Source organism: Holospora obtusa F1 (assembly GCF_000469665.2).
GTDB classification, from domain to species: Bacteria; Pseudomonadota; Alphaproteobacteria; order Holosporales; family Holosporaceae; genus Holospora; species Holospora obtusa.
Genome location: NZ_AWTR02000085.1, coordinates 61479 through 73978 on the forward strand (window position 1 = coordinate 61479; position 12500 = coordinate 73978).

The following is a 12500-nucleotide window of genomic DNA, read 5'->3' on the forward strand; positions in this document are numbered from 1 at the left end:
TTTTTGTTTTATTGTTCGTGCATCAATGAATGTGATAAAATTTCAAAAAAGTATCTATTATTTTTTATTCGAAAACGAGATAGATATAAGAAAACGTTTACATTGTTTACTTTTATTTTAAGCAAAAAAGCGCTAAATAAAAACAAATTCTTGGGAGAGTTGAAAAACATAATAAGATCACCATATCCTATATTTTTTTTCTCAAAAAAATGACATAATGCAGAAGATTTTTTATCGATTCTTTAATTTTGCACGTATTTTGTCGAAAACTTATTTTACGGTTAATTATACAATTTTTCGTAACAAATGTATGTTTGTTTGTTGGTTCAAATAAAGCTTTTTCAATGTTTTCTATACACGATACTGTTCGATATTTTCCTCACACCCAAGACTGGAAAGAATATCAAAACAGTCCTTTTTTAGTAGAACTTCAAGAAGGCGTTTATGATGAACATTCTAAAATTTTAAATGTTTCGGGCCCTTGCGTTCTTCGTCAAGGACACATCAAATTAGAATGTTGCCGTTTAAAGTACGATCAAGAAAAAAATAAAATCATTGTTGAAAATGGGCAATTGAAAGATAGCGCGGGAGACCGAATTTTTTTTGATAAGGCTTTTTTAAATCACGAGTTAATTACAGGAATTTTTCAAAACGTGCGTATGCTCAGTTATCTTGGAGAACGGATGACAGCTAGAAAAATTATCAAACTTTCTCAAGAAAAAGTTAGAGGAGAGCGCGTGTCCTATACCCCTTGTTATGCGTGTAAAGATCAATTGTCTCAGGAACCTTTGTGGTCTTTGCATAGCGCAATTATAGAACAAGATCAAAAAAAATCTCAAACCGAATATACAGACGCAACGTTAAAGTTAAAAGGGATTCCCATTATTCAAATTCCTTACTTTTATTTACCTACTCGACCTCGTAGTGGCCTAGTATCTCCATATGTTGGCGCAAACGTTGGTGCAGGATTTTATACCGGACTTCCCTATTATTACAGAATGACGGCTCAACAAGATTTAAAAGTTACTCCTTTTTACATGACAAAGGGAGGAGGAATGTTGGGGGCTGATTATCGAAGACGTTTTCATCAAGGAGAGATGAGAATCAATAGCGCTGCAAATCTTGCACCTGCACAGCAAACTACCGATCATCAGAAATTTCGGGGATGCGCTTCCTTAGACCTAGATTCACATTTTTCTGAAAATTGGAAATTTTTTTCCCACGAATACATTGTTTCGGATCGAACATTTTTTACCACACGTCCATTTTTTGGGTTTACCAGTGCGCCATACCTGGAATCTAAGACGGGTTTCGAAGGATTTTTTCCAAAACATTGGTTTTCTTTTAGAACTTTGCGTTACCAAGATCTTTCTCCTGAAGACATGACGGAAGGGTCTTGCGCTGTAGCTCCAGAGTTGAAGTACTCTTATCGAAGTAAAAAAATATTTGACAAAAATTTTACTGCAGATTTAGAAGCAAGCACGGTATCTTTATATCGAAAAGAAGGTACCCAGATGCAACGTGCCACGATAGACCTTGTATTAGAAACCTATCAAGTCACTAAAGGGGTACTAATCCATGGATCAGCACGATTAGGACAAGCGGTATATAGCGCTCAAATTCGTCCGTTGAGCTCTTTTGAGCAAACTTCTTACTCACCATTTGAAAAAATTTATATTGATGCACCAAAACAATATATCTCCGCTCAAAATTCAATATCCTTAAAAACATCTTATTATCGTGTTTTTCCAGAATTAGAAGCAAGCATTCGTTATCCTATGTTGATGGGATACAAATGGACTATTGTTCCAGAGTTACAGGCAGTTGCTAGCCCTAAAGATGTCAATTCTTGGAAAATTCCAAATCAAGACAGCCAAAACGTTCAATTTCACGACAATAATTTGTTAGCGCACAATCGTTTTTCTGGATTAGATCGAGTAGATGACGGAAGCAGAATAAACTATGCGACACATATTTGCTATCAAATGAATCAAACTCAAAAAATTGAAGCATATTTAGGGCAGCGTTTTTCTATTACAAGGCCTACACTAGAACTGATACCTGTGGGGATCCGTAAAGGTTTTTCTGATGTTGTTGGGAGATTATCGTGGAACACTTCTGGTGCAAAACTTTTGTATCGTTTTCGTGCAGCGCCTAAGTTACGTTCACAAATGCATATGGTAGAAGGAAGTATAGGGCCTTCAGAATTAGAATGTTCTGGAAGCTACATCTTTCTTTCGACAAATCCTTTGTATTGCACACTAGCTCACCAAGCAATTATACAAATTAAAACAAATCTTTTTACACGTCATTGGCATATTAGGGCATTCGTTACTCAAAATTTCAAAAAAAATAAGGTTTCTATGTTAACTTCAGATGAACTGCATTCAAATCGTCCTTTAAATCAAGGCGCTGGGTTTGGGTACGAAAATGAGTGTTTTGTTTTTGATTTTTTTCTTCAGTATAGTCGATACAAAATGGCAGCAGATTTAAGGCCAGGTATTTCATTTGGTGTCACGATTAATCTGAAACAGCTTGGAAAGATTCGCACCAGCAAACAACTTTTTTCACGTAAGCCTGATAGGAGGCAAACAGAAAGCAAGGCTGCATCCATTCCTTATTAAAACGTAGTAAGCAAATCTTTTTAGGTGGTTGCGCAAGCATAGATCTCTGATTCAATAAATGTTGTAAAAGCTTTTATTGATCAGAGGTCACCATGCTCCTAGAGGATTTTATCATTCATATTTATCTAATTGCCGAGAATGTTATTTTCAAAAATTTTTATTGATAAAATGTAACATTGAATGTGTCCGTATAAATTTTGATGTGATGACTTTCGACCAAAATATTCGTTAAAAATAATTTCGTTACCCGCTAAATATGCCCTATCAAAAAATATTATTTTTTACTTTTTTTTGATCTGAAAGATAACGAATCACTTCTTTATGAAGAGTTTCTACGACTTCTTCTGCTAAGCTTAACACCATCTGTCTTCGTTCTTTTAGAGTGTAGTGCGCGGGAATTGTTACAGATACCTTAGAATGGACAGTATGAGACTGTTTTGCTAATAACGGATTGTTTCCTAAAAAGATTCGAACGCTTAACATTCCTACGTAAATGTTTTCATCTTCTTGAGCCTTATCTTCAGACAGTTCTCGAGATGGCGCGAGTTTCGCCTCGACGATTTCTACGTTAATAGATGGGCCGAATCCAGAACAAGAAAATCCACTTTTTGTCCATTGACGAACAAGATCAACAAGATTGACATCTAACAATGTATTCCACGTTCCAACTAAGGATTCTTGTTCAACGACTTGAATTTTTTCTGCATCTATAGCAACCGGAGGAACAGATAGATAACTTGCTTTAGGCGACACAGAGGGAGTAGATCGACATCCCCATAATAAAAACGCACTTAGAACAGTGCTTACCAAAAAATCTCGAAACACTAAAAAATTCCTAAATTTTTTTTTAGGATAACACACTATGATCAGTTTAACAATTGCACCAATGATAACAATATATTTTTCTATTTTTATAAAACTAAAATAAAAAAATAAAGTATTTATTTTAAAAGTATAAAAATTTGGCCTAAAATTCAATCTGATTACTGGAATTTATAATTTGGATCTAGTATAAATGATTTTCGAAAGAGGTCTAATATATCAAATGAACTACTCCTACCTAAACGGATTTAAAAAATATGCCCAAAGTGCGAGTATCCCCCCTTGAACCCAAGCTTGTAACAACATATAGTGTAAACAAGAAGAAGCTTTAGAAAGCCTAACTTTTTGCAAGCTATAGTACGTGATATTTGCAGATAACACCATCAGTATCAACGATTTTTTTGAAGAATAACTTAAAATTCCCATAATTCCCCAGCGTAACATGCATATTCCCAATATTACACTTCTTGTAGAACGCCCAGCGTAACATGCGATAGATTTTAACCCCAGTTTACGATCGGCCCATTGATCGGGCGCGCTATAAACTGTGTCATACTCTATGCTCCAAAGAACAGCAATACTATATATCCCCCAACAAGAAGATAGATTAGACAGCCTTGAAAGCTCGGCGCCAATCCAAACACCCCAACCAAAAAGTAACCCTAGCGCTATTTGAGGGATAATATATCTTTTTAACCAAGGATACCCCATAGACACCCCCCATCCTAAAGCGCCCAATACAACAACATTAAACGGAAGCAACCATAAAGCCAAAAGGCTGCAACATACGCAAATAGTGAACATAGGAATCTGCCAGCCGTCTGAACGAAAAATCAACGGACGGCGTTGAGTTCGTGGAACAAAGTGATCAAAAGGCGCATCTACCCAATCATTATAAACGCACCCTACTGAGCGCATCCACAACGCCCCCCCTAAAAGCCACACGACGACCCAAAATTTTATATTTTCTTGCACTCCATAAGTATATCCCCAAAAACTGGGCCAAAACAAAAGTAACGCCCCTTCAATGCGTCCAAAACGCGCTGCTTGAAACCACAATCTCCAGTCCACTTTCATAAAAGACATAAAATGCTCATTTTCGTTAGATGTCACTTATACAAAAATAAAAAAATAAGCAGAAATTTTTTATTTTTTCTGAATGTATAGCGCGATTGATTTTTCTCCCCAAAAAAAGTCTCTGAGAATAATGAATAATTCTTATAATGAAAAAACAATATTTTAAACCCAGAATAAAACAATAAAAAACTCTTTGAATCATGCTAAAAAATTTATCTTGTGTCAATTTATGAATTTCGAAAAAAATTTTCTTATCTGCTACTTTTTTTTTGAAACAATGTATTTTAAATCATTTCATATTGTTTTCTAATAAATGATTGATCAATCTTTTTTACTATATGAATACTCTTTTTAAAAAAAACATTATCATGAAGGAAGAACGAAAAATTTCCCATATGGATAAGATAAACAAAGATACGCAATACTCTCAAGACATATGAGTGTTGTTTATAATAAATTGAGCAGAAGCTTTGCAAATAGCAGTCAATCTTGGAACTCAGTGATCGAAAAGATACATTTTTGGCTATACAATCTTAGAATTTTCTTCTAAAAATCACACTTATCTTCGTAAACTTTAATTTAATTTCCTATATGGTATCAACAACAAAGCCTAACCATAGACGTGTGTTACGCTTTGTATGTTTATACTCAATTTAAAAATTGATAACTTTAATTTTCTAAATTATCTTTAAACCAAAAGCTTTATGCTCTAGAGGCTGTAGAGTTACGTTCATTCATAGGATTTTTCACTGAAACTCCGTTATAAAAATTTCCCGAACGATCTGGCATGGAACGAATAGATTTTCCTTTTTCTGCACATGCAGATAAGCATTCTTCTCGTTCTAAAAAATTTGTTGCATTACGTTCGCAATTTTTTTGGCAACTATCTGAGCTCCGCTGGTTTCCAACAGGAACCTGACACGCCGATAACATTACCCCCCCTAAGATTATCAAAAAAACAAGACAATTTTTCATAGGTATAAAACGCTTTAAACTTACGATTTCTATAATAAACCTACTTTGATCTAAAAATGATCAAACTAATTTATTTTTTAATTGCGTATAGTTCAGAAAGAGCTATCCCGGCAGCTACAGAAACATTGAGTGTAGAAAATTCAGGACACACGTTAAGCCTCCACAGCAAATCACAACGCTGTCTTGTGAGTGAACGCAACCCTTTTCCTTCTTGCCCCACCACAAGGGCAACACCTAAATCTTGAAACGCATATTTAGGGTCTATCACCTGCCCCGTTTGGCATAATCCCACGCAAAAAAATCCACGTTTTTTTAAAAATTCTAAGGCTCTTCCCAAATTAACAACACAAACATACGGAACTCGATCTATTGCGCCAGACGCTGCTTTGGCAATCACTCCCTGCAAATGATGATTGTTTAATGCAGTATTTTCAAAGTTTGAACTTCTTTGCTTTAAAAATAAAATCGCTTGAGCTTGAAATACCGCAGCACTTCTCCATAACGCACCCACGTTGCGTGGATCCACAACCTGATCTAACACAAGAACAGGACCTTTTTTTGAATCTAACGCTTCCAAGGCCAAAGACGGTACAGAATTTGTTAACAACGCAACACCTTGATGAACTGCATCTTTAGGCACAACACGATCAATATCAAATCCCTGACATGCGCGACCACCAAAAGAAGAAAAACGCTCAGCCTTAGAGGCAACGTATAAAAGTTCGTACACGTGACGTCTTGCTAACAACGCTGCTTCAACACTATGAAGTCCCCAAATCCAAATTTTTTCCGATTTCACTTTATTTCCTGTATTTATTTTCATTCACTTCCCTTGCGCGGATTCCAAACATGCTGAACATAAACCCATCCTTCGTAACGCTCTCTTAAAAGACGTACATAAATCCAATTTTCCTCCTCTTTAAGACATAATCCCAATACTCCTTTTTGTAAATACGCTTTTATCGCTCCAGAAGCAGACGGATGTGATCTTAACGGGGTTTGCTGATACAAAACAAAAACAACTCTTCGAAAAGCTAATAAGTTTCCGTGCACCCAACCTCTTGCACCCTTGATGTCCTCTATTTGACACCAATAACTCCAGCGTTTACGAATAAAAACAGGCCACCCAGGGCAGGTGTAACTCCATAATACTGAATGCTCAGAACCAGGACCTGCCCTCCAATATACGCGTTTTGCTTTTAGATAAGCATGAAAATATTCTTTTGGCTTGATACCAATAGACTCTTTTTGCTTGACGCCAAAAGACTGATTAGACGCTCGAAGATTTAAAGTAAACAATACCCCAAAAACTGCGGTCAAAAGTAAAGACCATAACAGATTTCCTTTTGGACGAAAATTGTGAGCTTGATAACATTCTGCCTCTTCAATATTAGGCTGAACAGTAACTGAAATGCCTAAATGATTCCACGCAGACACGCTATTGATTGTAACTTTTAGCTGATTTAAACAAAAAATTTGCCAACGATCCCCAGTAAATCGGACAGGATCTCTATCTCTAAAGTGAAGAATATGAATACTGTTTTCCTCAGGAAAAGATGTCAACAATCCTTTTGTCCCCGTTTTATCTCCAAACCATAATCCTGAAGAAACAGGATCCTGCTCTCTACAAGACGAGACCAAAGTCTGAGACGTTTTTTTATAACTTTTTCCATCCCTTAACGTTGTTCTAGCCAATGTGTCGGCATCTATATTTCCTTGATGTGTCCCATGACCTTTAACCCAACTCCAATATATTTTAGAAAAGCGCTGAGTTTCCTGTAAAAGTGATTTCCATAAATCTTGATTCTCTACAGGTCTTTTTTGAGCGTTCATCCAAGTATTTTTTTGCCATTTATAAACCCATTCTTCCATTCCTTTCACAAGATAAGAACTGTCAGAAACAACCGTGACATCATCACGGGTATGTAAAGACGAAAGCCCATAAAGTGCCGCACTGAGCTCCATACGATTATTTGTCGTATAGTCCTCATATCCAGATTCTTGGACACGTTCATTACCGTCTTGGCAAATCCAAGCCCAAGCACCAGGACCTGGATTTCCAGAACATGCACCATCTGTAAACAGCCAAACCATGATCGCTCTTACCTTTTTCTCAACTTAATAGATTTGATAAATATATTCCACAATAATAAACTTTTTTTCATTTAGATGATATTAGGAGCCTTTTAAATTTTAAAAATTTCTTTCTAAAAGTGCGCTTTTTGCTTGTTATTTTCCTTTTTCAAAATCACTCCAAGACGTTGTATTGCTAAACAGTGCTGAATTCACTTCTCTTCTTCCCCAAAAAGCACTCATTAACGTTGCTTGATCTAAAGATTCCAATTCCCCTCCCATAGGAAGACCTCTAGCAAGGCTAGAAACTTTGATATGAGGATACAAAGGAAAAACGTCCTGTATTAAATAATGCAACGTACTTTGTCCATCCAAAGTACTATCTAACGCAACGACAACTTCTGAAATTCCTATAGATAAACGATTTTTTAATGTTTCTATATTTAAATCCTCCGGATTTTTTCCGTGACTTAAGGAAATAAGACCTCCCAAAATATGATAATACCCTTTAAAAAAAGAAGCTCGCTCTAACGCCCAGACATCTCCTATACACGCAACAATACATAGCGTAGTCGAATCTCTAGTTTTTGAACGACACAATCCGCACGGATCTTCTTCATCAAGATAATGACAGACAGAACAATATTTATACCTAAGATTTACATCATCTAAGTACGCCATAAGTGGTTTTAAAACTTTTGATCGATGAGACAATAAATAAAGCGCAATTCGACGAGCAGATCGAGGCCCAAGCCCAGGAAACTTAGATAAAAGCTGAATCAATCCGCGAAGTTTTTCTCCTACCATTGTTTTCCCTAAAACATTCCCTCTAAACCTGGAGGAACCTTCAATTCTTTCATAGATTCTTCTCGTTTTTTTTGAAGTATCTCCCAAGCGTTATAATACGCTGCAACAATAGAATCTTCCAACAATCCAGCATCTTGTAAAATTTCCGGGCTAAGCGATACGTTCAGCAGTTTCCCTTCTCCGGAAATAGTAATTTTAACTGCTCCCCCCGCGGACTGAGCTTCTAACTCCATATCCCGCAACTGCGCTTGAGTATCCATCATTTTTTTTTGCATTTCTTGAATTTGACGCGTAAACTTTGAAAACATTTCATTCCTCACATCGAGCTTTTTTTTAGTATACCTTCAGCTCCTGATAAAAAACAGAGGCAAACGCAAACTACCCTATAAAAAAACATCCAATAAACATTTCTCCACGTTAAAGAAACAAAACATAACGCAGTAAAAAATTTCTTTCTAATTGTAAGAGCCACTCCAACAATGCTCACCTGGAAGTAACTTTAATATATATTTACAGTACGGTAAAATAGCACTATCTTGATGATGCGCTAAAAAAAAAGTTTTTCCTTTTTTTGATAAAATAAACAACTGCTCAATCAAAATATCTTGACTCGCTTCATCCATACTAACAAACGGCTCATCAAGTAAAAAAATATCAAGCTCCATAGCGAAAAGCCGAGCAAATAACATTCTTTGAAATTGTCCACCTGATAATGTTCCAATAAAACTAGAAGCTTCTTCTGTCAATCCCAAACATGCTAATGCATGATCCACAGAAGATTTTTTTTTACCACGAACCCCCATACTCACAACGTCTCTAACTTGAATAGAAAGATAGCGATTGACTTCAGAATACTGAGGAAGGTACCCAATACCTTTTTTTCCACCACAAGGTAAATTCCAAAAAAATCCACCACAAAAATGCTCGTGAATTCCCGCAAGAGTTCTAAGAAAAGTACTTTTTCCGCTTCCATTTTTTCCAATAATACTCACAATTCCACCGGATTTTATAGAAAAAGAAAGATTTTCAATGATTCCACAACACCCATAATAAATACTCAAATTTTTTACAACTAATAAATCTGAATTTTCATTTTGTTCAGGTTTTTGAGCACAAAGCATGTTTTTTTTTGATTTTAAAGCAGAAATAATCATCGACAAAATTACAAACTTTTGGTTACTTTAAAATTACTTAATCCTTTAAAACGATTCTCAAACTCTACCCCTCTTCCTTTTGGTGCCATACGATGTGCTCCAGTCCAAGCCGGATGACAAGAAGGGTCTATGTCCAAAACCAATTCTGAACCAGGCTTTCCGTAAGTTGACCCAACTTCAAATGATTCTCCGTTCGTCATAATAACTTTTATTTTATGGTAAGTAGGATGAATATTTTTTTTCATAAATCAAAAACATCAAATAAACTATCCTTCTTATTTTACACTTGTTTTTTTTTTAAAACAACCCCAAAGAAGAACTCTAGACCTGACAGGAAGTGAGCGTAAGAATTTTTTTTCTTTTTATCAGAGTAAAATAAGCTAATATTTGCGCAAAAGCTAAAAGAAAAAGCTAAGATCGTATAGTTATAGTAATTTAGCATGAAAATGGGATTTGAAAGAATGCGACAATAACTTCGTAAAGATCGCGCCAAGGACTTCCCCCCGCGGTAATGGTATAAAACAGCCTCAACAAACAGGCAATTATTCTTGGCTGTCACACTCTCTAGTTTTCCAGGTAAACTCTCCTTTACCCGATCTCACCGATCATTCCGCAACGTATAACCTCTTATTTAATACATACTTCCTTTGAATCTTTATTAAATTCTCAAAAAACATCGAAAAAAGCCAACTTAAGTTAGGGTGAGCCCTAGTCAAAAGCTTTTCAAGGTTCAAAAAAATAAAATACGTTTTTCTAAAAAAAAAATTAACACAACTAATAATCAAACTTTTAACCCAAAATCAACCTTTTAAATTTACATATCAAATTCTTTAAAAGGTTCAGAAAAAACTAAAACTTGTATACAGTTTTCAATTTTCGTATTTAATCCAACCTTGATATTTTCTTCCGCATCGTATAAAACTCCAACCTTGAGGGATATCGACCTTAGTTAAACTTTGAGAATGCTCCTTCCAAACTTGGTTTCCTATTCTTACAGCGCCTTCTAAAATTTTACGCCGCGCTTCACTGCGAGATTCAACAAAATTTAGATACTCTAAAATATCAACCATTGTAATGCCTTTAGAAAACTGATCCTCAGATATAACCCAATGCGGCATATTAAGATCTAAAACTTCAGGAGCTTGATCAAAAAACACCCCATTTATCATGGCGTGTATACCATTCAGACAGTCTTCTCCATGCACAAGCAACGTAGCCTCATCTGCTAACACGATTTTCGCTTCATTTACGGCATCTGCTTGGGTTAAACGCTGAATATCTTCCATAGGAACCAATGTGTACAGCTTAAGAAAGCGAATTACATCATCATCATCTACATTACGCCAAAATTGCCAATACGCATAAGGCGCGCACAACGCCGCATCCATAAAAACTGCACCTTGAGCAGTTTTTCCCATCTTTGTTCCATCTTTTAACGTGGTCAGCGGCATAGTAAACCCAAAAACCTGCGCCTTTTCGTATCGACGCACGAGATCAACACCTGAAACTATATTTCCCCATTGATCTGATCCTCCAAATTGAACCACACATCCATGATCTTTGTACAATTTAAGAAAATCATAAGATTGCAGTAACAAATAATTAAACTCAATAAAACTTAAAGGCTCTTCTTTCTCAAGGCGACTAGAAACATGCTCTAAAGCTAACATACGATTAACAGAAAAATGCACTCCAATTTCTCTTAAAAAAGGAATATACAATAAATCATCTAACCAATCTGCATTATTGACCATCAAAGCGCCGCTACGAGACTCAAAATTTAAAAACTGACGAAAATTACGTTGAATTCCATTAATATTTTTTTCCAGCACATCATCTGTAAGTAAAGGACGACTTTTGTCTCTCCAAGACGGATCTCCTATTTTGCTTGTCCCCCCTCCAACTAAAAGGATAGGCTTGTGCCCATATTCTTGCATCCAGCGCGCAACCATAAGCGCCAATAAATTTCCCACATGCAAACTTTCAGCAGTAGCATCAAATCCACAATACGAAACTACTGACTGACGAGCAAACGCTTCATCTAAACTATCCCAATGAGTAACTTGATAGATAAAACCTCTTTGCTCTAAAGTTCTCAATAAATCGCTTTTATATTTAACACTCATATTTATTTCCTAAACGCTGCATATCCTATCTCAAAAAACCTAAACTGTTCCTTCAGATCGAACCGTTCTTTTTCGATAATTACGAGAAGATTTTTTTATTTTTTCCGAATTTTCACTTCCTTCTTCAGAAACGATCTTAGGAGACTCATCAGAAACAGTAACTTCTTCCTGATTCATTGAACTTAAATCATGAGTAATTCGTTGATAATGCTCTACGTATTCAAAAAAATATTCTGATAAAACCGTATCTCCCATAGCAAGTGCATCCCTTCCAAGACTTAAATATTTCTCTACAAGCTGAACACTCGTTCCTCTTGCTTTTCCTGTAGGGCCTTGACTTTCAAAAACATGATGTTTATTTTTAATTGCTTTTTGATTTCTGTGTAATAACGATCGAAATTGATATGATCCTTGAGATCTGTCTTTAAAAGAATTCACGCTCACTAAAAAACAAATAAGTCTAATCATTCTAAGAGACAAAAAAAAAATGTCAATACATTAATTTTTCGTAAACGTATCACGTTTTTAAATAGATCGAGATGTTTTATTAGCTTTTTTAAATATTATCAATCTATGCAAAAAGCAAGATAAAAAATTATAATTTTAACATTTTTCTTACTTTTTTTGAAAACGATAACTTAATTTTATGCATGTGTGCACCTTGTGAGTTTTGATTCCTACTCGATGCCTTCGCAATAAAATTATTTTAGAAACTGTTACAGGAACGTTTTTCAAATAATAACTGATGTTACGCAGCAATAGTTGATTTCTGCTTGAAATAATCATATTTTTCGTCTGTAAGTTTTTAAGGACAAAAAATGAAACTGGATCTTCTTGATATT

13 protein-coding genes and 1 pseudogene are annotated in these 12500 nt (G+C 35.5%); 1 reads left to right on the top strand and 13 read right to left on the bottom strand.

Going from position 1 to position 12500, the window contains the following annotated elements; genetic code table 11:
* Positions 1–344 precede the first annotated feature (344 nt).
* On the top strand, positions 345–2624 hold the full coding sequence (locus P618_RS05435; RefSeq protein WP_024161259.1) for an LPS-assembly protein LptD: 2280 nt from the start codon (positions 345–347) through the stop codon (positions 2622–2624).
* Positions 2625–2888: 264 nt separating this feature from the next.
* On the opposite strand, the gene P618_RS05440 is transcribed toward P618_RS05435, so the two are convergent.
* The 13 genes and pseudogenes from P618_RS05440 to P618_RS08255 form a co-directional block, all read right to left on the bottom strand.
* Complete coding sequence (locus P618_RS05440) at positions 2889–3449, bottom strand: hypothetical protein (protein ID WP_021826820.1); 561 nt, start codon at positions 3447–3449, stop codon at positions 2889–2891.
* Positions 3450–3680: 231 nt separating this feature from the next.
* Positions 3681–4532 carry a UbiA family prenyltransferase gene (locus tag P618_RS05445; RefSeq protein WP_024161260.1) on the bottom strand — a complete coding sequence of 284 codons (852 nt, stop codon included), beginning with the start codon at positions 4530–4532 and terminating at the stop codon, positions 3681–3683.
* 693 nt (positions 4533–5225) lie between these two features.
* On the bottom strand, positions 5226–5498 hold the full coding sequence (locus P618_RS05450; RefSeq protein WP_021826823.1) for a hypothetical protein: 273 nt from the start codon (positions 5496–5498) through the stop codon (positions 5226–5228).
* 70 nt (positions 5499–5568) lie between these two features.
* Entirely contained in the window at positions 5569–6321 is a 753-nt protein-coding gene (locus tag P618_RS05455; protein WP_021826824.1) for a TrmH family RNA methyltransferase, read from the bottom strand.
* On the bottom strand, positions 6318–7592 hold the full coding sequence (gene rnhA / locus P618_RS06985; RefSeq protein ID WP_021826825.1) for a ribonuclease HI: 1275 nt from the start codon (positions 7590–7592) through the stop codon (positions 6318–6320). The genes P618_RS05455 and rnhA overlap by 4 nt, the downstream gene beginning before the upstream one ends.
* Before the next feature lie 135 nt (positions 7593–7727).
* Positions 7728–8378 carry a recombination mediator RecR gene (gene recR / locus P618_RS05465; RefSeq protein WP_021826826.1) on the bottom strand — a complete coding sequence of 217 codons (651 nt, stop codon included), beginning with the start codon at positions 8376–8378 and terminating at the stop codon, positions 7728–7730.
* 8 nt (positions 8379–8386) lie between these two features.
* A complete protein-coding gene (locus P618_RS05470; RefSeq protein ID WP_021826827.1) occupies positions 8387–8686 on the bottom strand; it encodes a YbaB/EbfC family nucleoid-associated protein in 300 nt (99 codons plus the stop codon).
* A gap of 147 nt (positions 8687–8833) precedes the next feature.
* Positions 8834–9532, bottom strand: coding sequence for a metal ABC transporter ATP-binding protein (locus tag P618_RS05475; protein WP_021826828.1), 699 nt, complete (start codon positions 9530–9532; stop codon positions 8834–8836).
* 8 nt (positions 9533–9540) lie between these two features.
* Positions 9541–9777 (bottom strand): 50S ribosomal protein L31, encoded by a 237-nt coding sequence (rpmE, locus tag P618_RS05480; RefSeq protein WP_021826829.1) that lies wholly within the window; start codon positions 9775–9777, stop codon positions 9541–9543.
* A 235-nt stretch (positions 9778–10012) separates the two neighbouring features.
* A pseudogene (locus P618_RS08720) lies at positions 10013–10163 on the bottom strand (IS5/IS1182 family transposase); the annotation flags it as partial.
* Between the two features lie 238 nt (positions 10164–10401).
* On the bottom strand, positions 10402–11658 hold the full coding sequence (gene tyrS / locus P618_RS05485; RefSeq protein WP_021826830.1) for a tyrosine--tRNA ligase: 1257 nt from the start codon (positions 11656–11658) through the stop codon (positions 10402–10404).
* Between the two features lie 39 nt (positions 11659–11697).
* Positions 11698–12096, bottom strand: a complete 399-nt coding sequence (locus P618_RS06175) for a DUF4167 domain-containing protein (protein ID WP_162147097.1) — start codon at positions 12094–12096, stop codon at positions 11698–11700.
* A gap of 177 nt (positions 12097–12273) precedes the next feature.
* A partial coding sequence (locus tag P618_RS08255; protein ID WP_204365645.1) for a hypothetical protein occupies positions 12274–12500 on the bottom strand: 227 nt, incomplete at its 5' end.

Excerpts from the sequence above, each read along its gene's own strand:
- P618_RS05435 (WP_024161259.1), top strand. The coding sequence starts at position 345 with ATGTTTTCTATACACGATACTGTTCGATATTTTCCTCACACCCAAGAC.
- P618_RS05445 (WP_024161260.1), bottom strand. The coding sequence starts at position 4,532 with ATGTCTTTTATGAAAGTGGACTGGAGATTGTGGTTTCAAGCAGCGCGT.
- P618_RS05450 (WP_021826823.1), bottom strand. The coding sequence starts at position 5,498 with ATGAAAAATTGTCTTGTTTTTTTGATAATCTTAGGGGGGGTAATGTTA.
- P618_RS05455 (WP_021826824.1), bottom strand. The coding sequence starts at position 6,321 with ATGAAAATAAATACAGGAAATAAAGTGAAATCGGAAAAAATTTGGATT.
- rnhA (WP_021826825.1), bottom strand. The coding sequence starts at position 7,592 with ATGGTTTGGCTGTTTACAGATGGTGCATGTTCTGGAAATCCAGGTCCT.
- recR (WP_021826826.1), bottom strand. The coding sequence starts at position 8,378 with ATGGTAGGAGAAAAACTTCGCGGATTGATTCAGCTTTTATCTAAGTTT.
- P618_RS05470 (WP_021826827.1), bottom strand. The coding sequence starts at position 8,686 with ATGTTTTCAAAGTTTACGCGTCAAATTCAAGAAATGCAAAAAAAAATG.
- P618_RS05475 (WP_021826828.1), bottom strand. The coding sequence starts at position 9,532 with ATGATTATTTCTGCTTTAAAATCAAAAAAAAACATGCTTTGTGCTCAA.
- rpmE (WP_021826829.1), bottom strand. The coding sequence starts at position 9,777 with ATGAAAAAAAATATTCATCCTACTTACCATAAAATAAAAGTTATTATG.
- tyrS (WP_021826830.1), bottom strand. The coding sequence starts at position 11,658 with ATGAGTGTTAAATATAAAAGCGATTTATTGAGAACTTTAGAGCAAAGA.